General features: G+C 69.5%; 24 protein-coding genes. 20 read left to right on the top strand and 4 right to left on the bottom strand.

The features are described from left to right. Positions 1–257: 257 nt before the first annotated feature. Complete coding sequence (locus ACYP33_RS15315) at positions 258–824, bottom strand: hypothetical protein (RefSeq protein ID WP_459622695.1); 567 nt, start codon at positions 822–824, stop codon at positions 258–260. Positions 825–1,032: 208 nt separating this feature from the next. On the opposite strand from ACYP33_RS15315, the gene ACYP33_RS15310 reads away from it, so the two are divergent. The 10 genes from ACYP33_RS15310 to ACYP33_RS15265 all read left to right on the top strand — a co-directional run bounded on the left by ACYP33_RS15310 (position 1,033) and on the right by ACYP33_RS15265 (position 10,454). Beyond that, positions 1,033–2,310, top strand: a complete 1,278-nt coding sequence (locus ACYP33_RS15310; protein WP_414450916.1) for an MlaE family ABC transporter permease — start codon at positions 1,033–1,035, stop codon at positions 2,308–2,310. Continuing rightward, the gene (locus tag ACYP33_RS15305) at positions 2,307–3,233 is read left to right on the top strand and encodes an ABC transporter ATP-binding protein (protein ID WP_459622694.1); all 927 of its coding nucleotides are present in this window, start codon (positions 2,307–2,309) and stop codon (positions 3,231–3,233) included. The genes ACYP33_RS15310 and ACYP33_RS15305 overlap by 4 nt, the downstream gene beginning before the upstream one ends. A 16-nt stretch (positions 3,234–3,249) precedes the next feature. Further along, on the top strand, positions 3,250–4,197 hold the full coding sequence (locus ACYP33_RS15300) for an MlaD family protein (protein WP_414450918.1): 948 nt from the start codon (positions 3,250–3,252) through the stop codon (positions 4,195–4,197). A gap of 193 nt (positions 4,198–4,390) precedes the next feature. Next, on the top strand, positions 4,391–5,020 hold the full coding sequence (locus tag ACYP33_RS15295) for an ABC-type transport auxiliary lipoprotein family protein (RefSeq protein ID WP_414450919.1): 630 nt from the start codon (positions 4,391–4,393) through the stop codon (positions 5,018–5,020). A gap of 40 nt (positions 5,021–5,060) precedes the next feature. Further along, positions 5,061–6,257, top strand: a complete 1,197-nt coding sequence (locus ACYP33_RS15290) for a VanZ family protein (RefSeq protein WP_459622693.1) — start codon at positions 5,061–5,063, stop codon at positions 6,255–6,257. 106 nt (positions 6,258–6,363) lie between these two features. After that, entirely contained in the window at positions 6,364–6,684 is a 321-nt protein-coding gene (locus tag ACYP33_RS15285; RefSeq protein ID WP_414443195.1) for a (2Fe-2S) ferredoxin domain-containing protein, read from the top strand. Positions 6,685–6,718: 34 nt separating this feature from the next. Next, positions 6,719–7,351: an alpha/beta hydrolase gene (locus tag ACYP33_RS15280; RefSeq protein ID WP_459622692.1), complete on the top strand. Its 633-nt coding sequence runs from the start codon at positions 6,719–6,721 to the stop codon at positions 7,349–7,351. 342 nt (positions 7,352–7,693) lie between these two features. Further along, positions 7,694–8,998 (top strand): D-alanyl-D-alanine carboxypeptidase family protein, encoded by a 1,305-nt coding sequence (locus ACYP33_RS15275; protein ID WP_459622691.1) that lies wholly within the window; start codon positions 7,694–7,696, stop codon positions 8,996–8,998. A gap of 202 nt (positions 8,999–9,200) precedes the next feature. Next, positions 9,201–10,109, top strand: coding sequence for a D-amino acid aminotransferase (locus tag ACYP33_RS15270; protein WP_459622690.1), 909 nt, complete (start codon positions 9,201–9,203; stop codon positions 10,107–10,109). A gap of 33 nt (positions 10,110–10,142) precedes the next feature. Then, a complete protein-coding gene (locus tag ACYP33_RS15265; protein WP_414443191.1) occupies positions 10,143–10,454 on the top strand; it encodes an HP0495 family protein in 312 nt (103 codons plus the stop codon). Positions 10,455–10,529: 75 nt separating this feature from the next. Here the strand turns inward: ACYP33_RS15265 and ACYP33_RS15260 are convergent, their stop codons facing one another. Next, positions 10,530–11,558 carry a transcriptional regulator GcvA gene (locus ACYP33_RS15260; protein WP_459622689.1) on the bottom strand — a complete coding sequence of 343 codons (1,029 nt, stop codon included), beginning with the start codon at positions 11,556–11,558 and terminating at the stop codon, positions 10,530–10,532. 101 nt (positions 11,559–11,659) lie between these two features. On the opposite strand from ACYP33_RS15260, the gene ACYP33_RS15255 reads away from it, so the two are divergent. From ACYP33_RS15255 to ACYP33_RS15230, 6 genes are all read left to right on the top strand, one after another. Beyond that, the gene (locus ACYP33_RS15255) at positions 11,660–11,986 is read left to right on the top strand and encodes a DUF2917 domain-containing protein (protein WP_414443189.1); all 327 of its coding nucleotides are present in this window, start codon (positions 11,660–11,662) and stop codon (positions 11,984–11,986) included. Between the two features lie 83 nt (positions 11,987–12,069). Beyond that, complete coding sequence (gene lipB / locus ACYP33_RS15250; RefSeq protein ID WP_459622748.1) at positions 12,070–12,825, top strand: lipoyl(octanoyl) transferase LipB; 756 nt, start codon at positions 12,070–12,072, stop codon at positions 12,823–12,825. Further along, a complete protein-coding gene (gene lipA / locus ACYP33_RS15245) occupies positions 12,818–13,801 on the top strand; it encodes a lipoyl synthase (protein WP_414443187.1) in 984 nt (327 codons plus the stop codon). The genes lipB and lipA overlap by 8 nt, the downstream gene beginning before the upstream one ends. Positions 13,802–14,019: 218 nt before the next feature. Next, positions 14,020–15,054 carry a taurine ABC transporter substrate-binding protein gene (tauA, locus tag ACYP33_RS15240; protein WP_459622688.1) on the top strand — a complete coding sequence of 345 codons (1,035 nt, stop codon included), beginning with the start codon at positions 14,020–14,022 and terminating at the stop codon, positions 15,052–15,054. A 24-nt stretch (positions 15,055–15,078) separates the two neighbouring features. Next, positions 15,079–15,876, top strand: a complete 798-nt coding sequence (locus ACYP33_RS15235) for a taurine ABC transporter ATP-binding protein (protein WP_459622687.1) — start codon at positions 15,079–15,081, stop codon at positions 15,874–15,876. A 95-nt stretch (positions 15,877–15,971) separates the two neighbouring features. Next, complete coding sequence (locus tag ACYP33_RS15230; protein WP_459622747.1) at positions 15,972–16,850, top strand: ABC transporter permease subunit; 879 nt, start codon at positions 15,972–15,974, stop codon at positions 16,848–16,850. A 216-nt stretch (positions 16,851–17,066) separates the two neighbouring features. Here ACYP33_RS15230 and ACYP33_RS15225 read toward each other — a convergent pair whose 3' ends face one another. Together ACYP33_RS15225 and ACYP33_RS15220 are read right to left on the bottom strand one after the other, a co-directional pair. After that, complete coding sequence (locus tag ACYP33_RS15225; RefSeq protein ID WP_459622686.1) at positions 17,067–19,106, bottom strand: gamma-glutamyltransferase family protein; 2,040 nt, start codon at positions 19,104–19,106, stop codon at positions 17,067–17,069. 180 nt (positions 19,107–19,286) lie between these two features. After that, positions 19,287–20,192, bottom strand: coding sequence for a LysR family transcriptional regulator (locus ACYP33_RS15220; protein ID WP_414450926.1), 906 nt, complete (start codon positions 20,190–20,192; stop codon positions 19,287–19,289). 149 nt (positions 20,193–20,341) lie between these two features. Between ACYP33_RS15220 and ACYP33_RS15215 the strand changes: the two genes are divergently transcribed. From ACYP33_RS15215 to ACYP33_RS15200, 4 genes are all read left to right on the top strand, one after another. Beyond that, positions 20,342–22,489 carry a 3-hydroxyacyl-CoA dehydrogenase NAD-binding domain-containing protein gene (locus ACYP33_RS15215; protein WP_459622685.1) on the top strand — a complete coding sequence of 716 codons (2,148 nt, stop codon included), beginning with the start codon at positions 20,342–20,344 and terminating at the stop codon, positions 22,487–22,489. 71 nt (positions 22,490–22,560) lie between these two features. Continuing rightward, positions 22,561–23,763 carry an acyl-CoA dehydrogenase family protein gene (locus ACYP33_RS15210; protein ID WP_459622684.1) on the top strand — a complete coding sequence of 401 codons (1,203 nt, stop codon included), beginning with the start codon at positions 22,561–22,563 and terminating at the stop codon, positions 23,761–23,763. A 16-nt stretch (positions 23,764–23,779) separates the two neighbouring features. Further along, positions 23,780–24,904, top strand: coding sequence for an acyl-CoA dehydrogenase family protein (locus tag ACYP33_RS15205; protein WP_459622683.1), 1,125 nt, complete (start codon positions 23,780–23,782; stop codon positions 24,902–24,904). 423 nt (positions 24,905–25,327) lie between these two features. Then, complete coding sequence (locus ACYP33_RS15200; protein ID WP_414443176.1) at positions 25,328–26,614, top strand: dicarboxylate/amino acid:cation symporter; 1,287 nt, start codon at positions 25,328–25,330, stop codon at positions 26,612–26,614. The last annotated feature ends 78 nt before the right edge of the window (positions 26,615–26,692 follow it).

Below are 26,692 nucleotides of genomic sequence, written 5' to 3'. Positions count from 1 at the left end.
GCCGGATCGATCCGCGCGTCGTCGGGAAGGGGCGGGGAGGCTGTCATGGCGGCTATTGTACGAGAGCCGGCGCGCACGGGATCGATCCGGCGCGTGTCGCGCCGACGGCGCCGATCCAGGCGGATGACGGGGTGCCGGCGCACGCGGCGAGGCGGGCGGCCCGAGGGTGATCCGGCGCGCTGAAACGACGGGGCTGGATCAGAAGGCTCGAACGCGGCGAGGCCGAGGCACGCTCGCCTCACCGTCTTCCGTGCCGCTTAAGGCGCGCTTGCCGGCTGCTTCAGCGCACGCGCGGCTTCGAGCCACGGCGCGTGATACGCATCCTCGTCGCGCGTCACGCCGCGATTGCCGAACACGCGCGCCTTGTCGAGTTCGAAGCGGGCTTCGCGCACGGTCGCGGCCGTCGCTCCATCGTGCGCCGCCGGATCGGCCTCGGCGGCGGTTTCGAGCCAGCCGAGCCCCTCGTCGCGCAGGCCCGTATCGTGCGAGCCGAGCAGCGCGGTGCCGAGCGCGACCTGCGCGTCGCCGCTGCCGTCGCGCGCCAGTTCGCGCAACTGCTGCATCGCGCGTGGCTCGCTCGCCTGTGCCACCCTCGCGCGCCATGCCTCGATCTGCACGCGATCGGCGCGGCTGGCGCTGCCGTCCCAGCCGGCGGCCGCCACGCCCGCCGCCAGCAGCGCGGCCACCAGCAGCATGCCGGTGGTCGGCAGCGTGAAGCGAGCCGCGCGTGCGAAACCGTGCGTCGGGGCGGCGTGGGCGGTGGAGGCGGCCGTCGATGCGCCTCCCGCGTTGAGCGTGGTGAAACTGCGCATCGTCGTCTTCATTGCGTCAGGTCGATTGCGTGGTTCAGGTCGGGCGACGTGACCCGGTCGATGTCGCCCGGGAAACGGCTGACGAGCGCCTGCATGGCGGCGGACGGCGAATCGAAGCGCATCGGAATGTCCTGTCTGTTTTTTGGGGGCGGAATGAACGGCGTGCGGATGCCGTTGGCCGGAACCGAGTTCAAGTATCGAAAGCGTTCGTGACGTCGAAATGAAATCCGGCGGATCGAAAGCGGGAAGATTTCCTCGGGCGCGTCACGGCCGATCAGCTTCTGGCGCGCGCACAGATGGGGTTCGATACAATGGCCGCTGTCACTTTTTTCGAGACGGCCGTTCCTTGGACTTCCAGACACCACCGGGTTTGTCGGTCGATGCCGGCGGCGGCGACAAGACCGTGCGCCTGTCCGGGCAATGGACCGCGCTGGCCCTCGCACGCAATCGTGGCGCCGTGGTGCGGCGCGCGGAAAAGCTCGCGCGCGAATTGTCGAGCGGCGGCGCGCAGGACGGGCCGGGCGGCCGCTGGGATCTCTCGGCGATCGAGCGGCTCGACCACGTCGGCGGTCAGGCGCTCTGGCGCGCATGGGGCCGTCGGCTGCCGGCCGGCGTGGCGCTCACCGCCAACCAGAGCACCATCTTCGAACGGATCCAGCGCCTCGACGAGGCGCGCGAGGCGCCCGAGCCGGTGGTGCGACACGATCCGATCACGCGCTTCGGCCTGTCGCTGATGCAGTTCGGCGAGCATCTGTATGGCGGGATCGGCATGTTCGGGCGCGTGATCCTCGATTTCGGATCGATCCTGCGCCGCCCCAAAACCATGCCGTGGACGGAAATCTCGGCGAACGTCTACAACGCCGGGGCCAAGGCGCTGCCGATCACCGCGCTGGTCGCGTTCCTGATCGGCATCGTGCTCAGTTACCTGTCGGCGCAGCAGCTTCAGCAGTTCGGCGCGAACCGCTACATCGTCAACATCCTCGGGCTGTCGGTGATCCGCGAGCTGGGGCCGGTGTTGTCGGCGATCCTGGTGGCCGGGCGCTCCGGCTCGGCCATCACGGCGCAGATCGGCGTGATGCGGGTGACCGAGGAGCTCGACGCGATGCGCGTGATGGGCATTCCGCACGGGCTGCGCATCGTGCTGCCACGGGTGGTGGCGCTCGGCGTGGCGATGCCGCTGCTGGTGATGTGGACCAACATCGTCGCGCTGTCGGGCGGCGCGCTGGCGGCCAAGCTGGTGCTCGGCATCGACGTCAATTTCTTCGTGCGCTCGCTGCCGAGCGTGGTGCCGATCGCGAACCTGTGGATCGGGGTCGGCAAGGGCGTGGTGTTCGGCATGCTGATCGCGCTGGTGGGCTGCCATTTCGGCTTCCGCATCAAGGCCAATTCGCAGAGCCTCGGTCAAGGCACCACCACCTCGGTGGTCAGTTCGATCACGGTGGTGATCCTCGCCGACGCCGTGTTCGCGATCCTGTTCCAGAACGTGGGGCTCGGATGATGAACGACAGGCCGACTTCCGCCGATCAAGCCGATGCAGCCGACGCCGGCACCGCCGCCGCCGCGATGCGCACGGCCGCCGAGGGCGACGGCGCGCCCGACTACGTGATCGAAGTGCGCGACTTGACCAAGCGCTACGGTCGCAACGTGATCCACGAACATCTCGATTTCGACGTGCGGCAGGGCGAGATCGTCTCGGTCGTCGGCGGCTCGGGCTCCGGCAAGACCACGCTGGTGCGGCAGATCCTCGGGCTGGAGCGGCCCACCTCGGGCACCGTGCGGGTGTTCGGCCAGGACCTCGCCGCGCTCGACACCGATTCCGCACGCGTGATGCGCAGCCGCTCGGGCATGCTGTTCCAGCAAGGCGCGCTGTTCTCGTCGCTGACCGTGTTCGACAACATCGCCCAGCCGCTGCGCGAGCTGGGCCGGGTGCCGCAGGATCTGCTGCACGAGATCGTCATGCTGAAGCTGGAGATGGTGGGCCTGCCGTGCAAGCACGCCTCGAAGATGCCGTCGGCGCTGTCGGGCGGGATGATCAAGCGCGTCGGCATCGCGCGCGCGATCGCGCTGGAGCCGGAGCTGCTGTTTCTCGACGAGCCCACGGCCGGGCTCGACCCGCGCGCCTCCGACGAATTCGTCGACCTGATCGCCACGCTGCACCGCACGCTGGGCCTGACCGTCGTGATGATCACGCACGATCTGGATACGATGGTGGCGCTGTCGACGCGGGTGGCGGTGATCGCCGACCGCAAGGTGCTGGTGGCCGCACCGGTGGAGGAGGCGGCCAGCGTCGATCACCCGTTCATCAAGGAATATTTCCTCGGACTGCGCGGCCGTCGTGCGCTGCAGGCGTTGCCGCCCGAGCGGCGTGCCAAGCTGCCGAAGGCGGCGCTCGAGCCGGCGCTCTCCAGCGTCGAGCTGTAACTGGAAGGAATCGCGAATGGAAAACAAATCACATGCATTCTGGGCCGGGCTGTTCACCCTGGGGCTGCTGCTCGCGATCATCGCGACCGTGTTCTGGTTCAACGTCGACCGCTCGGTACGGATTCCCTACGATCTCGTCGCGCGTACCAACGTGACGGGCCTGTTCCCCGATGCGGACGTGCGCTATCGCGGGCTGGGTGTCGGCAAGGTGGCGTCGATCCATTTCGACCGGACGCACCCGGGCGAGATCGACATCCGCATCCTGGTCGACAAGGACGCGCCGATCACGCGCTCGACTTACGGCAGCCTCGGCTTCCAGGGCGTGACGGGCATCGCGTTCGTGCAGCTCGACGACACCGGCACCGATCCCGCGCCGCTGCCGACCTCCGACAAGGCGATCGCGCAGATCCCGCTCCACCCGAGCCTGCTGGACCAGCTCCAGAAGCGCGGCGACGGGCTGCTCAAGCAGATGGAAGTGGCCGCGCAGGCCGTCAACGCCATGTTGTCGCCGCAGATGCGCGAGCAACTCGAATCGACGGCCAAGAGCGTGCAGCAGGCCGCCGACGGCGTCAGCACGCTGACGCATTCGCTCGAACCGGTCACGGCGCAGTTGCCCGAAACCACCCGTCGCATGAATCAGGCGCTGGCGTCGGCCGATGCGCTGCTCGCGCCGCGCGGCCCGCTGGCCGCCAACCTCGACCGCGCCGGCCGGGCGGCCGAACAGGCGGGAACTGCGCTGACCTCGATGAATCAGACGCTGTCCGAACTGAATGCGAGCGTGCGTTACGAGACGCTGCCGCGCGTCAATGCGTTGAGCATGAACATCGGCGATACCTCGCGCACGGTGCGCGATGCAGCCGATGCGTTCACCCGTAACCCGCGCAGCCTGCTGTTCGGCGCCAGCGCCGGCCTGCCGGGCCCGGGCGAGTCGGGCTTCACCTGGCCGCAACCGGCCGGCCGTTGAGCGGGCGGGCGGGGCAGGTGGCGTGCCGCCGTGCCCGCAGCCTGTCGAGCACCGGCTGCCGCGTACGGCGTCGAACCACGCGCCGCAATCCGTCACCGAAACCAGGCCGTTGCCTCGTGCGGCGGCCGTAGCAACCGACGGCCGTCACGACGCGGCCACCGTCAAGGCAATCACGACCATGCAGGAATCCGCGATGTCACGCTTCTCTCCCGTCCTGGCCCGTCGCTGCGCCGCGCTCGGCGCCGCCTTCGCGTTCACGCTGCTCGCCGGCTGCGCGAGCGACGCCGCCCGCATGTCGAACATCCGCTACGACCTCGGCCCGCTCGATCCGTCCACGCTGACGGCGTCGCCCGCCTCGGGCACGGTGATCAAGGTGCTCGACGTGCGTGCGCCCGATGCGTTCGATACCGACAAGTTCGTCTACCGCCTGGCCTATGTCGATGCGCAGCGCATCGACACCTATCGCGACAGCCGCTGGACCGCGCCGCCCGCGCAACTGCTGACGCAGCGCCTGCGCGCCGCGCTGTCGGCGCGCGGCGCGGTGCTCGACGGCGGCGACGCGGTGCGGGCGGCGGTGCTGCGCGTCGAGCTGAACACGTTCGAGCAGGTGTTCGACGGCCAGTCGCAGAGCCACGGCGAGGTATCGGTGCGCGCCACGCTCACGCGCGACGGCACGCTGCTCGGCCAGCGCACGTTCGTGGCGCGCGCGCCGGCCAGTTCGCCCGATGCGGCGGGCGGCGCGAGCGCGCTGGCCGCCGCCAGCAACGATCTCGTCACGCAGATGGTGGCGTGGCTCGCCGTGCAGGCCAGCGGGCCGCAATGACGCGCGCGCGGCCGGCTTCCCGTCGCACGGAGCCGCCGCGATGACGCCCGCCGCTGCGCCGTCGCGCGGGCCGTCGTCGCTGGGGCGGCGGCTGTTCGCGGCCTATGCGGCGCTGGTCGTCTATGCCTCGCTGTACCCGTTTCTCGGCTGGCGCTCGCTCGGCGTCGGCCCGTTCGATTACCTGTTCGCGCCGATGCCGCGCTACTGGACGGGTTTCGACGTCGTCACCAACGTGATCGGCTACCTGCCGCTCGGTGCGCTGGCCGTCGCCGCGCTGTACCCGCGCGTGAAGGGCGTGCCGGCCGCGCTGCTGGCGACGCTGCTCGGCACGCTCGTGTCGGGTTCGATGGAAGCGCTGCAAACCTACCTGCCGACGCGCGTGGCGTCGAATCTCGATCTCGGCGCGAACGCGCTCGGCGCCTTGCTCGGCGCGGCCATCGCGGCGCCGGTCGTGCCCGCGCTGGTCGAGCGCGGCGTGATGCGGCGGCTGCGCGACACGTGGTTCGAGCGCGATGCGGCCACGCCGATGTTGCTGTCGGCGCTCTGGCCGTTTGCGGTGTTGTTCCCGTCGCCGTTTCTGTTCGGCATCGGCAGTTGGCCGAGCGAGCTGTGGGACCGCGCCGACCTGTCGATGCGCGACGCGCTGCTGGCCTGGGCGCCGGCGCACTGGCGGCTCGACATCTGGCCCGACGCGCTCGACGCGCGCCTGTCGGACAGCGCCTGGGAAGTCGTGCTGGCCGGGCTCGGCCTGTATGCGGCGCTCGCGCTGGCGTCGCTGACGATGCGCCGCCAGGCGCCGCGCATGCGGCTTGCTCTGGCGTTCGTGGCCGTGGTGCTGATGCTGAAGACGGCGGCCACCTTCCTGCAGTTGCGCAGCGGCCTGTCGTTCGACTGGGCGACGCCGGGCGCCTGCGGCGGCATTGCGGCCGGCCTGGCGGCGGCGCTCGTTTCGCTGCGGCTGCGCGCGGTGTGGCGGGCGACGGCCGCCGCCGTGGCGCTGGCCGTGTCGCTGCTGCTGGTCAACCTGTTGCCCGTGAATCCGTTCTTCGACTACGCGCTGTCGGGCTGGAGCCAGGGCCGCTATCTGCACTTCAACGGCATCGTGCGCTGGCTCGCGTGGAGCTGGCCGTACGCGGCGCTGGTGTGGCTTGCGTGGCACGCGGAACGTGGCTGGCTCGGGCGGCGCACGCGCCGGCGCGCGGGCGATGGCGATGGGCAGGACGGTGGTTCGCGGTGAGGGCGGTGGCGGCAGCAGGCGCGGCCACCGCTCGCTATAATCGGTCCTCCCGACACCTACCCAATCCAGCCGGCGGCGCACGACGCACGCGGGCGGCCCCCACATCATGAACGCCAGCTACTACCAGCACCACGTGTTCTTCTGCCTGAACCAGCGCGATCCCGGCGCGGACCGTCCGAGCTGCGCGAACTGCGATGCGCAGCACATGCAGGAATACGCGAAGAAGCGCGTCAAGGAACTGGGCCTGTCCGGCGCGGGCAAGGTCCGCATCAACAAGGCCGGCTGCCTCGACCGCTGCGAGGAAGGCCCGGTGATGGTGGTCTATCCCGAAGGCACCTGGTACACCTACGTCGACAAGCAGGACATCGACGAGATCGTCGAATCGCACCTGCGCGACGGCAAGGTGGTCGATCGCCTGAAGATCTGAGCGCACGCGCTTTTCACCCGTTCCCGGACGCCGCATGAACGCCCAAACGCAGAAATCCCTGATCGACGGCCCGGTGGGCCGCATCGAGATCGCCGTCGATTTGCCGCCCGACGAGGTGCCCGTGCGCGGCATCGCGCTGGTCGCGCATCCGCATCCGCTGTTCGGCGGCACGATGGACAACAAGGTCGCGCAAACCCTGGCGCGCATCTTCACGCAGCTCGGCTACATCGTCACGCGCTCGAACTTCCGCGGCGTGGGCGAGACCGAGGGCACCCACGACAACGGCCAGGGCGAAACCGACGACCTGCTCGCGGTGCTGGCCCACATGCGCGCGCAGCCGGGGCAGGAGACGCTGCCGCTGGTGCTGGCCGGCTTCTCGTTCGGCACGTTCGTGCTGTCGCATGTGGCCAAGCAGTTGCGCGAGCGCGGCGACGCGGTCGAGCGCATGGTGTTCGTCGGCACGGCGGCGAGCCGCTGGGCGGTGGCCGAGGTGCCCGAGGACACCATCGTGATCCACGGCGAGACCGACGACACGGTGCCGATCGGCTCCGTCTACGACTGGGCGCGGCCGCAGGAACTGCCGGTGGTGGTGATCCCCGGCGCCGAGCATTTCTTCCACCGCAAGCTGCATATCCTCAAGCGCGTGATCGTCGACGCCTGGCGTTGACGTGCCCCGGCGCGAGGGCTTGCCGGCTTGCATCGGGCTGACGGCGCGGCGCCTTTCATCTGTTTGTCGCATACGACAGAAACGGCTTACGGCGGCTTCGGCCCGCCGCGCGCCCGTATAATGGCCGGGTTTGCCCGCGTCGCGCGGCACCCTCGGCGGTGCGCGCGGCAGCGTCCCGCGACGCCGCGTCACCCACGCGCCGCGAACCGCCGCTGCCGCCGCCTGTCCAACTCCGCGCGCCGTGTCAGGCTCCGCCCAGGTGCCGGCCGGACCGCTCGCCGTCCCGGTTCCCCGATCTTGCGCCCCGTGCGCAGCACTTTCTGCCATCAGCCTGAATCGATCATGCGTTTGTCCTCCGTAGGCCTCAAGTCTCTCGCTTCCTCCACCGCCTTCGCTGCTGCCGCGCGCAATATCGCGCTCGGCGTCGTGGTGCCCGCCGCGCTCGTGACGACGGTTGCCGTCGCGCAGGCCAAGCCTGCCAAGAAGGCGGCCGCGGCAGCCGCCGCCGCTGCGGCGCCCACCGGCGCGCCGGCTACCTTCATGCCGGGCGCGGTGCCCCCGCCGGGCGTCAACGCGCGCTCGTGGGTGCTGGTCGACGCCAGCAGCAACCAGGTGCTCGCTTCCGGCAACGCGGACGAACGCGTCGAGCCGGCCTCGCTGACCAAGCTGATGACGGCGTACCTGGTGTTCGAGGCGCTGTCGACCAAGAAGATCTCGATGGAGCAGATCGTCACGCCGAGCGACGCCGTGCGCCGCGTCGGCACCGACGAATCGCGCATGTTCATCGAAGCCGAGAAGCCCGTGTCGGTGCACGACCTCGTGTACGGCATGATCATCCAGTCGGGCAACGACGCCGCCATCGCGCTGGCCGAGCTGGTCGGCGGCAGCGAGTCGCAGTTCGTCAACCTGATGAACACGGAGGCGCAGAAGCTCGGCATGACCGGCACGCACTTCGCCGACGTGAACGGCATGCCCGATCCGCAGCACTACACCACCGCCGGTGACCTGGCCAAGCTGTCGGCGCGCCTGATCCGCGATTTCCCCGATTACTACAACATCTTCTCGGTCAAGGAATTCCGCTACAACAACATCACCCAGGCGAACCGCAACCGCCTGCTGTGGACCGACCCGACCGTCGACGGCCTGAAGACGGGCCACACGCAAGCGGCCGGCTACTGCCTGATCGCCTCGGCCAAGCGCGCGCTGCCGGGCGCCGATGGCGGCACGCGCCGTCTGGTGTCGGTGATGATGGGCGAAACCAAGGAAAGCGACCGCGTGGCCGACAGCATGAAGATGCTGAACTACGGCTACAGCGCGTTCGACGCCGTGCGTCTGTACAAGGGCGGCCAGGCCGTGGCCACGCCGCGCGTGTACAAGGGCAAGGACAACGCGGTGCAGGTCGGCGTGCAGAAGGATCAGTTCGTCACGCTGCCGAAGGGCGTGGGCGACACGATCAAGCCGCAGGTCACGCTGAACACGCCGCTGATCGCGCCGCTGGCCGAAGGCCAGCAGGTCGGCACGGTGCAGTTCGTGGCCGACGGCAAGACGGTCGCGCAGTTCCCGGTCGTCGCGCTGCAGGCGGTGCCGGAAGCGGGCCTGTTCGGCCGCATCTGGGATTCGATCCTGCTGATGTTCGCCAAGAAGTAAGCACGGGCGGGGCGGTGGCCGAGGGCTGCTGCCGCGTCGTGATTTCGCCGTCGGCGGTAAGCTGTCGGCTCGGGCTGGCCGCGAAGCCTTGCATTCCGGTTTCGCGGCCAGCCTTTGCATTCGTCCGCTGTATTTGGCCGCTACATCGCACCCCGGCGGCGCGCCATCGTGTCGAACGCCTCATCCACTTTCGTTGATCGCCATGAGCCAAGCTGATTTCGACCCCGTCGTCTATCTGAGCGTCAATGCCGAGGAGCAGCGCGTGGCGCTGTCCGAGGCGCGCGTGCCGGTGCTCGATCGCGGTTTCATCTTCGGCGACGGCGTGTACGAGGTGGCGCCGCTCTATCTGCACGAGGGCACGCGCCGGCCGTTTCGGCTGCCGCAGCACCTGGCGCGGCTCGACCGCAGCCTCAAGAAGCTCGACATCCCGAACCCGCGTGACGACGCCGGCTGGCGCGCGCTGATCGACGAGCTGCTGGCGGTCAATGCCGACAGCCTCGGCGATGCGCATGCGAAGGTCTATCTGCAGATCACGCGCGGCGTGGCGAAGCGCGGCCACGCGTTCCCGGCCGGTATCGTGCCGACCGTATTCATGATGGTCAGCCCGATGGAATTGCCCGGCAACGAGATCCGCACCACCGGCGTGCGCTGCGTGACGGCCGAGGATCGCCGCTGGCTGCACGCCGACATCAAGGTCACCTCGCTGCTCGGCAGCGTGCTGATGGCCCAGCATGCCGCGCAGCGCGAGGCGTTCGAGACGATCCAGTTGCGTGACGGCAACCTGACCGAAGCGTCGTCGTCGAACGTGTGGGTGGTCAAGAACGGCGAGCTGCTCGCGCCGCCGCGCAGCAACAAGATTCTCGAGGGCGTGCGCTACGCGCTCGTCGAGGAATTGGCCGAGGAATGCGGGATTCCGTTCGTCGCGCGCGAGATCAACGAAGCCGAACTGCGCGCGGCCGACGAGATCCTGCTGACCTCGGCCACCAAGGAAATCCTGCCCGTCACGTCGCTCGACAATCTGCCGGTGCAGGACGGGCGCCCGGGCCCCGTGTACATTGCGCTGTACGAGGCCTACCAGCGCGCCAAGTCGCGCGAGCTGGCCGCCGCCTGAGCGCGTTTTTATCGATTCTTTCTGGAGAAGCTTATGACGACCGACCCGACCAAGACAGTCGAACTGACTGGCGCGATCGATACCAGGAAGGACACGTTGCTGGAATTCCCCTGCGATTTCCCGATCAAGATCATGGGCAAGGCCCATCCCGAATTTCGCGACACGATCTTCAAGGTAGTGGCCGTGCACGACAATGAAATCGATCTGGAGAAGATCGAGGAGCGCTCGTCGAGCGGCGGCAACTACACGGGCCTGACGATCACCGTGCGCGCCACCAGCCAGCAGCAGCTCGACGACATCTACCGCTCGCTGACCGGCCACCCGATGGTCAAGGTCGTGCTTTAAGCGCTGCTTTCCGGCGTGTCGGGGTGGCGGCGTCGGCCGCCGCGCCGCGCCGCCGGTTCGGTTGGCTCGCCAGCGTCACCCCCCCGCTGTCTCCCCCGCCGCATTGTTCGTTTCATCCTCCCCCGATTTTTCCCGCTGCACCGCCTCCAACTGCGCATGCCCATCGTGCTGCCCGTGCCGCGCCGCGTGCAGCGTATCGAGGCGCGCCCAATCCGCCTCGAACGTGGCCAGATGTTCGAGGATCCAGTTGCGGAACGCCTGCACGCGCGGCAGGTTCAGCCGGTTCGGCTGACACACGAAATAGCAGTGCCACGGGCTCGGCCCGGTGATGTCGAACAGCCGCACGATGCGGCCCGCGGCCAGCTCGCTGGCGGCGATCGAGCGGCGCACCAGCGCGATGCCCTGGCCGTCGATGGCCGCCTGCACCAGTTGCGACGAATCGTGGAACAGCACGCCGCGCTTCGGCTCGGTCAGCCGGTCGAGCCCGGCCGCGTCGAACCATGGGCGCCAGAGCTCGTCGTCGGAGCGCAGCAGCGGGTAGTGCACCAGATCGGCCGGCGCCTTCGGCAGCACGCCGCCGTTCAGCGTGGGCGCGCAGGCCGGGAAGAACAGCTCGTCGAACAGCTTCTCGACGTGCAGCCCCGGGTAGACGCCTTTGCCGAAGCGGATCGCGAGGTCCACGTCGTCGCGCGTGAAATCGGTCAGCGAGTTGGTGGATTGCAGTTCGAGATCGATATCGGGATGGCGATCGATGAACGAGCCGATGCGCGGCGTGATCCAGCGCGCGGCGAACGACTGCAGCGAGGACACCACCAGCCGGTTGCGCCGGTCGGTCGCGCGCACGTCGAGCGTGGCGTCGTGCAGGATGGTCAGCGCCGCGCGCACCTGCAGCGCGTAGCGCTCGCCGGTGTCGGTCAGCGCGAGCCGCTTGCCGTTGCGGGTGAACAGCGGCACGCCGAGTTCTTCCTCGAGCGAGCGCACCTGGTGGCTGATCGCGCCGTGCGTGACGAACAGCTCGTCGGCCGCGCGCGAGAAGCTCTGATGGCGCGCGGCGGCCTCGAAGGCGCGCAGGGCATTCAGCGGGGGCAGTTTGCGTAGGTCCACTTGCTAATTTTTCTCACAAGAACGTGAAAACGTATCGTTTTGCGTAAACCCTTGATGTGCCTAGGATTGTAGTCATTCCAATGTGATTTCCGGAGCGCATCATGAGAGAAATTTCGACAAACGTCGTGTTCGAGATCCAGGCTGGCGAAACGGTGCCGATGGTGGTGGCGCACAGCACGCGCCTGACCGTGCAGGGCGCCACGGTGTGGGCCACTCGCAGCGAGGACGTGGACGACTACTTCCTGGCCCCCGGCGCGACGCTGCGCCTGCGCCGCGGCGAGCGCCTCTGGCTCGGCGTGGAGGGGCCGGCGTCGGCGCAGGTTGCGTTCAGCGTGGTGCCCTCGCCGTGCCAGGCGGCGCGCTCGGCGCTGAAGCGCCTGGCGAACTGGGTCTCGACGCGGCTGCACGACGGCTGGCGCGTGGTGTGAGCGCGGTGTAAGCGTGACTCGGACCAGATCGGGCCGTGTACGAGGCCCGGCGGCGCGGGGCGGTTTTCGGTAAACTAGCGCCCATGTCAGCGCCGCCGGTCACCCACTTGTCCCCCCATCCCATCGATTCCGGCAGTGCCGCGCCGTCCGAAAACGGGGCCGCACTGCCGTCGCTCGTGGTGCGCTGGCTCGGCAGCGCGCCGTACGCGCCCACCTTCGATGCGATGCGCGCGTTCACCGATGCGCGCGGCGCCGATACCGCCGACGAAATCTGGCTTGTCGAACACCCGCCCGTCTACACGCTCGGCCAGGCCGGCGACCCGGCGCACCTGCTGGTGGCCGACAGCGGCGTGCCGCTGGTCAAGGTCGATCGCGGCGGGCAGATCACCTATCACGGCCCCGGCCAGATCGTCGCCTACCTGCTGGTGGACCTGCGCCGCCGCAAGCTGATGGTCCGCCCGATGGTCGAGCGGATCGAGCAGGCCGTGATCGAGACCCTCGCGGCGTATAATCTCGCGTCGGTCCGCAAGGCGGGCGCGCCCGGTATCTACGTGGAATCGGGGCCGCATGCGGGCGCGAAGATCGCCGCGCTCGGCCTGAAAATTCGCAACGGATGCAGTTATCACGGGCTGAGCCTCAATGTCCGGATGGATCTCGCTCCGTTTCTCGCGATCAATCCGTGCGGCTACGCGGGACTCGAGACGGTCGACATGGCGGCCGTCGGCGTGGTCGCCGACTGGCGGAACGTGGCCGATACCCTCGTGCGCCGTCTGACCGCCAACCTTGACGGCGCCCCCGCCGCCGTATTGCCGCAGGCACTGGAACACACGAATGACTGACGTAATCGCAACTCCGGCATCGGCCGAATCGGCCGCCTACGATCCGACCGCCAAGCAGAAGGCGCAGGCGAAAACGGCTCGCATCCCGATCAAGATCATCCCGATCGAGAAGCTCAAGAAGCCCGACTGGATTCGCGTCAAGGCGGCCACCGGCAGCTCGCGCTTCAACGAGATCAAGACGATCCTGCGCGAGCACAACCTGCATACGGTGTGCGAGGAAGCGAGCTGCCCGAACATCGGCGAATGCTTCGGCAAGGGCACCGCCACGTTCATGATCATGGGCGACAAGTGCACGCGCCGCTGCCCGTTCTGCGACGTCGGCCACGGCCGCCCCGATCCGCTCGACGAGAACGAGCCGGGCAATCTGGCGCGCACTATCGGCGCGCTCAAGCTCAAGTACGTGGTGATCACCAGCGTGGATCGCGACGACTTGCGCGACGGTGGCGCCGGCCATTTCGTCGAGTGCATCCGCCAGGTGCGCGAGCAGTCGCCGGACACCCGCATCGAAATCCTGACGCCCGATTTTCGCGGCCGTCTCGATCGCGCGATCGGCATCCTGAACGCCGCGCCGCCCGATGTGATGAACCACAACCTCGAAACGGTGCCGCGCCTCTACAAGGAAGCGCGCCCCGGTTCGGACTACGCGCATTCGCTGAAGCTGCTCAAGGATTTCAAGGCGCTGCATCCGGATGTCGCCACCAAGTCGGGCCTGATGGTCGGCCTGGGCGAAACGCCCGAGGAAATCCTCCAGGTGATGCGCGACCTGCGCGATCACAACGTCGACATGCTGACGATCGGCCAGTATCTGCAACCGTCGGAGCACCACCTGCCGGTGCGCGAATACGTGCACCCGGACGTCTTCAAGATGTACGAGGAAGAGGCCTACAAGATGGGCTTCACGCATGCGGCGGTGGGCGCGATGGTGCGTTCGAGCTACCACGCCGATCTGCAGGCGCACGGCGCGGGCGTGGTCTGAAACCCGCCGCTTGGCCGATTGAACGAGAACCCGCCGCGAGGCGGGTTTTTCGTTTTGGGGCGCGGCTGTCGCGTCATTGCCGGCGGCATCCGCTTCAGCGCGAAATGCATAGCGTCAGCAGCGTCAATTGCATCGCAGGAATCGATAGAACCGCGTGGGCATGAAGTCTCTATAGTCGGGCGTTTTCGAACCACCGCATCCGACCCGAGAGGTAAGCCATGCCGCGTTTCCGTTCCGTCCGCACCGTCCTGACCCTCGCGCTTGCCGGCGCCGTTGCCGCGCTGACGCTCGCCGCCGCCTCGGCGCGGGCCGCCGACAAGGAAGTGGTGATCGCGTATCAGGACATGGTGGTGCCGTGGCGCTATGCGCAGGCGACGGGCGAGGTGGAGAAGGCCACTGGCTACAAAGTCACGTTCCGCAAGCTCGGCAGCGGCGCCGACGTGATCCGCGCGCTCGCCTCGGGCTCGGTGCAGCTCGGCGAGGCCGGCTCGGCGCCGATCGCGGCGGGTTTGTCGCAGGGCGTGGATCTTTCGCTGTTCTGGATTCTCGACAACATCAACGACGCCGAAGCGCTGGTCGCGCGCAACGGCTCGGGCGTCAACAGCGTGGCCGACCTGAAGGGCCACAAGATCGGCGTGCCGTTCGTCTCGACTTCCCACTTCCACGCGCTGGTCGCGCTGCAACAGGCCGGCGTCGATCCGAACTCGGTCAAGATCCTGAATCTGCGTCCGCCCGAAGTGGCGGCGGCGTGGGCGCGCGGCGACATCGACGCGACCTATATCTGGGATCCGGTGCTGGCGAAAGTGAAGCAGAACGGCAAGGTGCTGATCACGTCGGGCCAGGTGGCGAAGGCCACCGGCAAGGCGACGTTCGACGGCTTCGTCGCCACGCGCCGCTTCGCGCACGACAACCCCGAATTCGTCGCGCGCTTCGTGAAGGTGCTGGCCGCGGCCGACGCCGATTACCGCGCGCATCCGAACGCCTGGGGCAAGGGCTCGGCGCAGGCCGCCGCGGTGGCGAAGGAGTCGGGGGCGAATGCCGACGACGTGCCGGCCAGCCTCGCGCTGTACGCATTCCCGTCGGCGGCCGAACAGGCCTCGACGACCTGGCTCGGCGGCGGCGCGCAATCGGGCGCGGCGAAATCGCTGGCGGCCACGGCCGCGTTCCTGAAGTCGCAGGGGACCATCCAGGCGGTGCTGCCCGATTACTCGGTCGGCGTCGATCCGCAATTCGTGAAGGCCGCCGCGCACTGAGCGCGAGCTACGGAGGAACGCGCGATGAGCAGGCTCGATATCCGGCGGCTGTCGGTCGCCTATCCGGGGGAGCGCGGGCACGGCGACACGCAGGCGCTGGTCGACGTCGATCTGTCGATCGACAGCGGCGAGTTCGTGGTGGCGGTGGGCGCATCGGGGTGCGGCAAGACCACGTTGCTGAACTGCATCGCGGGCTTCGTTGCGCCGACCACCGGCGAGGTGCGGCTCGATGACGAGCCGGTGCTCGGGCCGGGCGTCGAGCGCGGCGTGGTGTTCCAGAAATACGCGCTGCTGCCGTGGCTCGACGTGCTCGGCAACGTCGCGCTCGGGCTGCGCTTTCAGGGCGTGGCGCGCGCCGAACGCGAGGCGCGCGCGCGGAAGATTCTTGCGCTGGTCGGGCTGGAGCGGCATGCGCGCTCGCGCGTGTACGCGCTGTCGGGCGGCATGCAGCAGCGCGTGGGCATCGCCCGCGCGCTGGCCGGCGACCCGCGCGTGCTGCTGATGGACGAGCCGATGGGTGCGCTCGACGCGATGACGCGCGAGTCGATGCAGGAACTGGTGCTCGACCTGTGGGCGCGCACCGGCAAGACGGTGTTCTTCATCACGCACGACGTGGAGGAGGCGCTGTTTCTCGGCACGCGCGTGGTGGTGATGACGCCCGGGCCGGGCCGCATCGCCGAAACGCATGACTTGCCGTTCGCGCGGCGCTTCGTGCAGACGCGCGATGCGCGCGGCGTGAAGTCGTCGCCCGACTTCATCGCGTGGCGCGAGCGTCTGATCGGTTTGCTGCACGGGCGCACGAGCGCGAAGGAGGCCGCATGAGCGCGCACGACGACATCGCGCTGGAGGCCGGTGCGCCGCCACATCCGGACGATCGGACGCGTTCGCGCACGGTGACGTGGCAGGCGCAGCCGCGCATGGCCGCCGGGCAGGGGCGTGCGGCCGACGCGGCAACGCGGCCGGTTCTGCCCGTTGCCCCCACGACACCGCGCCGCCGCACCGCGCATCGCGGCGCACGACGCCCCGGCGAAGGGCCGACGGCCGCGCTCAGTGCGGCATCGGTGGCCGGGCTGGCGCTGCTCTGGTGGGCCGCCACGTATTTCGGCTGGGTGCCCCCGCTATTTCTGCCGTCGCCGGCCGCCGTCTGGCAGGCGTTCGTCGAGGCCTGGCGCGGGCAGCTTCAGGGCGGCGTGCCGTTGATCGAGCATCTGGGCTGGAGCGCGCTGCGGGTATTCGGCGCGTTCGCGCTGGCGGCGCTGTTCGGCATTCCTGCCGGCATCCTGATGGGCGTGAGCCGCGTCGCGCGCGGCCTGCTCGATCCGCCGCTCGAGTTCTATCGGCCGTTGCCGCCGCTGGCCTATTTGCCGCTGGTGGTGATCTGGTTCGGCATCGACGAAACCGCCAAGATCGTCGTGATCTTCCTGGCCTGCTTCGCGCCGATCGCGATGGCCGCGCGCGCCGGCGTGCGCAGCGCGACGCACGAGCAGATCGCCGCCGCGTATTCGCTGGGCGGCAGCCCGTTGCAGGTGGTGCGCCACGTGGTACTGCCGGCCGCATTGCCGGAAATCCTGACCGGGCTGCGGATCGCGATCGGTTTCGGCTGGACCACGCTGGTGGCCGCCGAGATGGTGGCGGCCACGGCCGGGCTCGGGCAGATGGTGCTCAACGCGTCGAGCTTCCTGCGCACCGACGTGGTGGTGATGGGCATCGTGCTGATCGGCGCGATCGCGTGGGGGTTCGACCTCGCGATGCGCGCGCTGGAGCGGCGGCTGGTGCCGTGGAAGGGGCGCGGGTAGGGGGGCCGTGAGGCTTGGCGGCCTGCGCGATCGGGCCGTCTTGCGCGGTGGCTTGGGCTCGCACCTCCGCTGTCGCTGTCTGGAGCGGTGGCGGGTGCCGTTGCGGCGCGGGCGGCGGCTGTCAGGCTTGGCGGCTTGCGATCGCGCCGCCTTGCGCGATCGCTCTGGTGTTCGCTTTTGTTGCCGCTGCGCTGCCGCTTCTGTTCCCGCCTCCCCTCAATCCCCCGCCGCCACGCCTTCCCGTCTCGGATCGGCCCCGCCGATCCACAGCGATTGCCCGTCCACCGTCACGCGCTGCAAACCGGTCAGGTCCGAGTTCAGTTCGGTCACGACGACCGTGTGGCCGCGCCGCTTCAAGCCATCGATCAGCGTATCGGATACTCGCCCCGCTTCCACTTCGGTCGGCCCGTTGCGCGAGCCGAGGTTCGGCAGCGCGATGGCCTGCTGGATCGTCATGCCCCAATCGCCGATGCCGATCAGCGTCTTCGCGACGCTCGTCGCATCCGCGCCGCCGAGCGCCAGCGCAACGCGGCGCGTGCCGCGCTCGAACACCAGCTCGGGCGCGAGCGAGGCGCGCGCACGCTTGCCGCCGTCGAGGCGGTTCGCGAGCGGCCGGCCGTGATCGCGCGGCTGTCGCGAGAAGCCCGCCAGCGCGTCGTTGAGCAGGAAGCCGCGCACCATCAGCCGCGCGCCGAACGGATCGCCCAGGCTCGACGACATCGACACCACCGCGCCGTTGCGATCGACCACGCTCAGTTCGCTCGCGGCGGGCGGCGGCGAGAGCGCGTCGGCGTCGTCGCCGAACGCGGTGGCCAGCGAGGAGCCGGCCGGCACGCCCGCGTTGGCGTGGCCGAGGCTGGTGTCGCCGAGCCGCTGCAGGCGTTGCGCCAGATAAGTGGGGGCGATCAGCCGCTGCCAGTCGCCGGCGGGCGCGGGTACGCGGTCCGGGTCGCCGACATAGCGCGCGCGATCGGCATAGGCCAGGCGGCCGGCCTCGCTGAACAGGTGCGCGGCCTGCGGCGTGGGCTCGACGCCGAGCGCGGTGGGCACCGGCCGCTGCGCGCCGATGCGCTGCCAGTCGGGCAGGCCGTCGAGCAGGCCGAGCATCTGGGCGACGGCGATGCCGCCCGACGATGGCGGCGGCATCCCGCATAGCGTCCACTTGCGGTAATCGCTGCAGAACGGCGCGCGCGTCACGGCGCGATAGCGCGCGAGATCCTGCGGGTTCAGCAGGCCGGGGTTGCCCGACTGGCTCACCTTCGCGGCGATGTCGCGCGCGAGCGGCCCGCCGTAGAACGCGTTCGCGCCGCCGGCCGCGATCTGCCGCAACGCGGCGGCCAGCGCCGGATTGCGCAGCAGCGTGCCGGCCGCCTTGGGCCGGCCGTCCTTCTCGTAGAAATAGTCGCGCGCGGCCGGATCGTTGCGCAGCCACGGGTCGCGCGCGATCTGCGCGGCCAGGCGCGGGCCGATCGAGAAGCCCTGCGTGGCGAGCCGGATCGCCGGCTGGAACAGCCGCCGCCACGGCAGCTTGCCGTGCGCATGGTGCGCGAGTTCGAGCATCCGCAGCATGCCCGGCACGCCCACCGGCCGGCCGCCCGCCGCGCTCTGCGCGGGCGGCAGCAGCTTGCCGTCGCGGTCGAGGAACAGGTGTTCGGTGACGGCGGCGGGGGCGGTTTCGCTGCCGTCGTAGGCGTCGGTGGTCTTGTCGTCGGCATAGAGCAGGAACGCGCCGCCGCCGATCCCCGACGATTGCGGCTCGACCAGCGTCAGCACCAGTTCCGCGGCGATCGCGGCGTCCACGGCGCTGCCGCCGGCCTTGAGGATCTCGTCGCCGGCCTGCGCCGCGTACGGGTTCGCCGCGACGATCATCTCGCGCTGCGCCGACCAGCCCGGCTTGTCGTTCCAGCCGCTGGCCGCCTCGGCCGTGCGCACGCCGAAGGCCGGCGGCGCGGCGGCGGCGCTCGCGGATGCCGCGCCGGCCGCCTGCGCCGACGTCGCGCCGGAAGCCGACGCGGCGGCCGCGCCGCCCGGGCCGCCTGCACCGGCGCTCGAACACGCGGCAAGCGCCGCGAGCAGCGCGGCGGCGGCGAACGGGGCAACGCGATGGGTGAGGCGGTGGAGCGGGGCACACGGGCCAAACAGGCCAAACAGGCCAAACCTGGCAGACGGGTCGAGCGGCACGCGCACGGCGGCGCGTTGCGCGGCGGCTGGCGCGCGATGCAGGCGGGACGGGCGCGGGCGAAGCCGGTCGGTCATCGTGTACCTCGGGGAGAGCAGCGGTGTCGAAGGATGCGCCGTCGCGCGGCTTGGCCCGCTCGCGCGCCGGTCGATTGCGGATCGGGCGCCGCTCGCGGGCCGGCTATTGTCGCTGCCTGTCCACCCGCCTGTCATTCGTCGAATCCCTCGAATCGTGCCGTGCCACCGCGCCGCCGCGCCTCACTCCGCCACGCGCCCCGATTGCCGCGCCGCGTCGAGGATGAAATCGATGAACGTCGAGGTCGCGCGCGTGTGGTGCCGGTTCGGCATGTAGAGCATCGCCATGCGCGTGCCGAAGATGCTGAGTCGGTACGCGTCGAGCGTGGTCACCACGGCGCCGCGCCGCAGATCGTCCTGGATCACGTAGTCGGGCACGATGCCCACGCCGAGCCCGGCCAGCACGGCTTGCCGCAGGAACAGGAAGTTCTCGGAGATCAGCGTCGGCGCGAGCAGCACCTCGTGGCGCTCGGCGCCGAGGTAGGCCGCGATCCGCAACTGCCGCCCGAGCACGGTGGCGGTGATCAGCGGCGCGCCGGCCAGCGCGTCGAGCGTGGCCGGCATGCCGTGCGCGGCCGCGAACCCGGGCGACGCGCAGGCGACGTAGCGCACCGCGCCCATGTCGCGCGCGACGAGGTTCTGCGGCGGCTCGGCCATCACGCGCACGGCGATATCCACCTCGTCGCGCAGCAAATCCTCCACGCGATTCTCGAACACCACGTCGAGCACGATGCCCGGGTATTGCCGCTTGAACGCGATCAGCCAGTCGGACATCACGATCTGCCCATAGCCGCTCGGCACCGACAGCCGCACGCGCCCCTGCAGCGCCTGCCCGAGCGTGGCCACGGTTTCCTGCGCGGCCAGCAGCTCGTGCTGGATGCGTCGGCCGTGCTCGACCAGCCGCAACGCCACTTCGGTCGGCTCGATGCGCCGCGTGGTGCGCCGCACCAATTGCAGGCCGACCGATTTCTCGAGCTGGTTGAGCCGGTAGCTGACGTTGGCGCGGCTCATCTTGAGCCGTCGCGCGGCGTTGCTGAGGTTGCCGGCGTCGAGGATCTCGACGAGCAGCGTCAACGCGTTGATGTCCATGGCGGGGTCCGATGCGAGGGGAATTGTCAAAAGATATTTGACAGCTTGTAAAGGGAACTGGGAATTGTCAATTCGACTCGATCAATCGAGAATCCCAACACGACTGTCGGGCTGCTCGTCGGCCCGCAGGTCACTACTCAGGAGACGCGATGACCGATTCGAATCCCTCCGCCGCCGCTTCGGCTTCCCCCACCGGCACCGTGACGCGCGAGCGCCGCGACGCCGTGCTCGTCGTCACGCTCGATCACCCGCCCGTCAACGCGTTGTCCACCGAGGTGCGGCGCGGCCTGCTCGACGCCATCGAGGCGGCCGCGGGCGACGACGCCGTGGAGGCGGTGCTGCTGGTCGGCGCGGGCCGCAACTTCATCGCCGGCGCGGATATCCGCGAATTCGGCAAGCCGCCGCAGCCGCCCGCGCTGCCCGACGTGTGCGGCCGCATCGAGAACAGCGCCAAGCCGGTGATCGCCGCGCTGCACGGCGCGACGCTCGGCGGCGGGCTCGAAGTGGCGCTGGCCGCGCATTACCGGATCGCGCTGCCGGGCGCGCTGCTCGGCCTGCCCGAAGTGCTGCTCGGCCTGCTGCCCGGCGCGGGCGGCACGCAGCGCACGCCGCGCCTGATCGGTGCCGCGGCGGCGCTCGATTTGATGTTGAGCGGGCGCCGTGTCGATGCGCCGGCCGCTTACGTGATGGGCCTCGTCGACCGGCTCGCGGTCAGCGACGACACGCTGGCCGAAGGGCTGGCGTATGCCCAGGCGCTGCTCGCGAGCCGTGCGCCGGTGCGTCGCACGCGCGACGCCGACGGCCTGGCCGATCGCGCCGCCGCGCAGGCCGCGATCGACGCGGCGCGCGCCGAGCTGGGCAAGCGTGCGAACGGGCTGTTCTCACCGCAACGCATCGTCGAGGCTGTGGAAGCGGCGCTGACGCTGCCGTTCGACGAGGGCATGGCGCGCGAGCGGCAACTGTTCCTGGCCTGTCTCGACAGCCCGCAGCGCGCGGGCCTCGTCCATGCGTTCTTCGCCGAGCGCGAGGTGGCCAAGGTGCCGGGCGCGCGCGACGCGGCGGTGCGCCCGATCGAACGCGCGGGCGTGATCGGCGGCGGCACGATGGGCGCGGGCATCGCCGTGGCCGTGCTGGACGCGGGGCTGCCCGTGGTCATGATCGAGCGCGACGACCGGGCGCTCGCGCAGGGCCGCGCGCGCGTGGCGAAGGTGTACGACGCGCTGGTCGCGAAGGGGCGGCTCACCGAGGCCGCGCGCGACGAACGGCTCGCGCGCCTGAGCGGCAGCACGGTGTACGACGCGCTGGCCGATGTCGACCTCGTGATCGAGGCCGTGTTCGAGGACCAGGCCGTCAAGCAGGCCGTGTTCGAGGAACTGGCGCAAGTCACGAAGCCGGGCGCGGTGCTGGCCACCAACACGTCGTATCTCGACATCGACGCGATCGCCGCCAGCGCGGGCGAGCGCGCCGGCGACGTGATCGGCCTGCATTTCTTCTCGCCGGCCAACGTCATGAAGCTGCTCGAAATCGTGGTACCCGCGCAGGTTCGCCCGGACGTGGTGGCCACCGCGTTCGCGTTCGCGAAGCGGCTGCGCAAGGTGGCGGTGCGCGCGGGCGTGTGCGACGGCTTCATCGGCAACCGGCTGCTGGCCGTGTATCGCGGCGCGGCCGACCTCGCCATGGAAGACGGCGCGTCGCCGTACCAGATCGACCGCGCGATCCGCGAATTCGGCTTTCCGATGGGGCCGTACCAGGTCATCGATCTGGCCGGCGGCGACATCGGCTGGGCCACGCGCAAGCGTCGCGCGGCCACGCGCGATCCGGCGCTGCGCTACGTGGCGATCGCCGACCGGCTGTGCGAGCGCGGCTGGTTCGGGCAGAAGACGCAGCGCGGCTTCTATCGCTACCCGGACGGCGCGCGCACCGGCCAGCCCGATCCCGAGGTCGAGCAGATCGTGGCCGACGCGCGCGCTGCCAAGGGCATCGTGCCGCGTGAGTTCAGCGACGACGAGATCGTGCGCCGCTATCTGGCCGCGATGATCAACGAGGCCGCCAACGTGCTGCACGAGGGCATCGCGCTGCGCCCGCTCGATATCGACGTGGTGCTGGTGCACGGCTACGGCTTTCCGCGTCATCGCGGCGGCCCGCTCCATTACGCCGACACGCTCGGCCTCGACACGGTGCTGGCCGACATCCGCCGCTACGCCGAGGAAGATCCGGCGTTCTGGAAGCCGTCGCCGCTGCTGGTCGAGCTGGCCGAACGCGGCGCGCGCTTCGAGAGCCTGAATTCGAGAGCCTGAATTCGAAAGCTTGAACCGGGCCGGCCGAACGCCGGCCTCCCCCCGCATTTCGCCTCACCGGAGACAACCCGATGAACCTCGATTTCTCCCCCGAAGAAGAAGCGTTCCGCGCCGAGGTGCGGCGCTTCCTGGCCGACGCGCTGCCGCCCGAGCTGTCGGACAAGGTCAATGGCGGGCGGCGCCTGACGCGCGACGACATGGCGCGCTGGCACGCGATCCTGCATGAAAAGGGCTGGCTGGCCAGCCACTGGCCGCGCGAGTACGGCGGCCCCGGCTGGAGCGTCGCGCAGAAGTTCCTGTTCGACAACGAATGCGCGATCGCCGGCGCGCCGCGCATCGTGCCGTTCGGCGTCAACATGCTCGGCCCGGTGCTGATCAAGTACGGCAGCGAGGCGCAGAAGCGCCACTGGCTGCCGCGCATTCTCGACGGCTCCGACTGGTGGTGCCAGGGCTATTCCGAGCCGGGCGCCGGCTCCGATCTGGCGTCGTTGCGAACCAGCGCCGTGCGCGACGGCGATCACTACGTCGTCAACGGCCAGAAGGCCTGGACCACGCTCGGCCACTACGCGAACATGATCTTCTGCCTCGTGCGCACCGCCACCGACGTGCGCAAGCAGGAGGGCATCAGCTTTCTGCTGATCGACATGAACACGCCCGGCGTGGAGGTGCGGCCGATCGTGCTGCTCGACGGCGAGCACGAGGTCAACGAGGTGTTCTTCACCGACGTGCGGGTGCCGGTCGAGAACCTCGTCGGCGAGGAAAACCGCGGCTGGACCTACGCGAAATTCCTGCTCACGTACGAGCGCACCAACATCGCCGGCGTCGGCTTCTCGGTGGCCGCGCTGGAGCGCCTGCGCGCCGTGGCCGCGACGCGCATCAAGGGCGGCCGCCCGCTCGCCGACGATCCGCTGTTCGCCGCGCGGTTCGCGCGCGTCGAGATCGAACTGGAGAACATGAAGACCACCAACCTGCGCGTGCTGGCGGCCGTGGCGGGCGGCGGCGCGCCGGGCGCGGAAAGCTCGATGCTGAAGATTCGCGGCACCGAGATCCGCCAGGAAATTTCGTCGCTGATGCGGCGCGCGATGGGGCCGTACGCGATTCCGTTCCCCGACGCGGCGCTGGAAGCCGACGGGGCCGACGACGCCGAACCGCTCGGTCCGCCCGAGGCGGCGAGCGCCGCCGCGCAGTATTTCAACAACCGCAAGCTGTCGATCTACGGCGGCTCGAACGAGATTCAGAAGAACATCGTCGCCAAGACGATCGTCGGACTGTAACGGACACGGAGGCCCCATGGATTTCACGCATAGCGACGATCGCCGGATGCTGGCCGATTCGCTGAATCGCTTCATCGACGAGCAATATGCATTTCCGGTGCGCGACCGCATCGCGCGCTCCGAGGCCGGCTACAGCGACGAGCTGTGGCGGCGCTTCGCCGAACTCGGCGTGATCGGCGCGCTGTTCGCCGAGGCCGACGGCGGCTTCGGCGGCGCGGGCTTCGACATCGCCGTGGTGTTCGAATGCCTCGGGCGCGGGCTGGTGGTCGAGCCGTTCCTCGGCGCGCTGATGGCCGGCCGGGCGATCGCGGCCGGCGGCGGCGCGGCACAGCGCGAGCGGCTCGCGGCGCTGATCGACGGCAGCGCGAGCGCCGCGTTTGCGCACGGCGAGCCGGATGGCCATTACGAGTCGCACCTCGTGCGCACGCGGGCCGCCGCGCACGGCGACGGCTGGCGGCTCGACGGCGCGAAGGCGGTGGTCGAGCATGGCGCGCAGGCGGCGTTCTTCGTGGTGTCGGCGCGTCTCGATGGCGCCGACGACGACGCGGCCGGCCTCGCGCTGTTCGTGGTGCCGCGCGAGGCGGCCGGCGTGAGCGTGCGCGACATCGCGCGCATCGACGGCGGCCGCGCGGCTGAGGTGCGGCTCGACGGCGTGACGCTCGACGCCGCGGCGCGCCTGTCCGGCGACGGCGCCGCGCTGCTCGAACACGTGACCGGCCTCGGCCTGCTCGCGCTCGGCGCCGAGGCGGTGGGCGCGATGGACGTGGTCAAGGCGCAGACCATCGAATACCTGCGCACGCGCCAGCAGTTCGGCATGCCGATCGGGGGCTTCCAGGCGTTGCAGCATCGCGTGGCGGACCTGCTGCTCGAAATCGAACAGGCGCGCTCGGCCGTGATCAACGCGGCGGCGGCGCTCGATGCGCCGCGCGTGACGCGCGAGCGCGCGCTGTCGGCCGCCAAGCTCACGGTCGGCCGCACCGGCACGCGCGTCGCCGAGGAGGCGATCCAGCTGCACGGCGGGATCGGCATGACCTGGGAGCTGCCGCTCGCGCATTACGCGAAGCGGCTCGTGATGATCGATCACCAACTGGGGGACGAGGATCATCATCTGGCGCGGTATATCGGCTTGGGTAAACACTGAGGCGCCGCCGCGCATTCGGAGCCGCCTGGCGGCGGCTCCCTCCCTTCGATTCCTTCTCCCCCCGACACAATTCTCCCCACTCGTCCGGATTGCCGGACGCTCCGCTTTCCGGATTTCCGGAAACCCGGATTCCCGCGCGCCAGCCGATTCATAAAAACATAAACGAATCAAAGGCCTAAGCTTGGTTAGCGCCCTGGCATCGAGCTTGCGTATATCTGCCACAAGGCCAGCCTTGGCCGGACAACGACAGCAGCAAGGAGACAATCGATGGTGCCCCACCCAATTCCTTTCCCCCGGATGGTCTAAGGCCGTTGCTTGTTGCGACGCGGCCGCCGCGCGGGCTCATGGCTTCCCCTGACGCTCACCCGCGCGCGTGATGCCGATTCTCAAGGCTCACTTCCCCTTCTGGAAACTGGACTCATCGTGAAGAAGAAACCGTTCTACAAAGTGCTCTACGTGCAGGTGATCTTCGCCATCGTCGTCGGCGTGATCCTCGGTCACTACTACCCATCCCTCGCGATCGACATGAAGCCGCTCGGCGACGGCTTCATCAAGCTGATCAAGATGGTCATCGGCCCGATCATCTTCTGTACCGTCGTGAGCGGCATCGCCGGCATGCAGGACATGAAGAAGGTCGGTCGCGTCGGCGGCAAGGCGCTGCTCTACTTCGAGATCGTCTCCACGTTCGCGCTCGTGCTCGGCCTCGCCGCCACGCACCTGCTGCGTCCGGGCGCGGGCTTCAACATCGACCCGGCCACGCTGAACGGCAAGGAAGTGGCGTCGTACGCCGCCAAGGCGCACGGCCAGTCGACCGTCGACTTCCTGATGCACATCATCCCGAACACGATGTTCGACGCATTCGGCCAGGGCGAAATCCTGCAGATCCTGCTGATCGCGCTGCTGTTCGGCAGCGTGCTCGCGAATCTCGGCGAACGCGGCAAGGCGGTCACGGACTTCATCGAAGGCACCAGCCGCGTGCTGTTCGGCATCGTCCACATCGTCACCAAGCTCGCCCCGATCGGCGCGTTCGGCGCGATGGCGTTCACCATCGGCAAGTACGGCGTGGGTTCGCTGGTGCCGCTGCTCAAGCTGATCGGCACGTTCTACCTGACCTCCGTGGTGTTCGTGGTGGTGGTGCTCGGCGCGGTGGCCCGCTTCACGGGCTTCTCGGTGCTGCGCTTCGTTGCGTACATCAAGGAAGAGATGCTGATCGTGCTCGGTACGAGCTCGTCGGAAGCGGCGCTGCCGCAACTGATGGAGAAGCTCGAGAAGGCCGGCTGCTCGCGTTCGGTGGTGGGCCTGGTGGTTCCGACCGGCTACTCGTTCAACCTCGACGGCACCAACATCTACATGACGATGGCCGTGCTGTTCATCGCCCAGGCGACCAACATCGAACTGACCTGGATGCAGCAGCTCACGCTGCTGGCGGTCGCGATGCTGACCTCGAAGGGCGCGAGCGGCGTGACGGGCGCGGGCTTCATCACGCTGGCGGCGACGCTGGCCGTGGTGCCGACCATCCCGCTGTCGGGCATGGTGCTGATCCTCGGTATCGACCGCTTCATGAGCGAGTGCCGCGCGCTGACGAACATCGTCGGCAACGGCGTCGCGACGATCGTCGTGTCGGCCTGGGAAAAGGAACTCGACCGCAACAAGCTGCGTGCGGCGCTGAACGGCGAAGTGTCGGTCGGCGACACCACCGCGAAGGTTTGAGATGAAGCATGACGCAGCGGCGCGCGAACAGCCGCCGCTGCCCGGCGGGGCCGGTTCCGGCGGCGCTTCGGCGCGCGG

The organism is Burkholderia sp. 3C, assembly GCF_054589155.1.
This window is presented reverse-complemented; position numbering and strand designations above follow the sequence as displayed.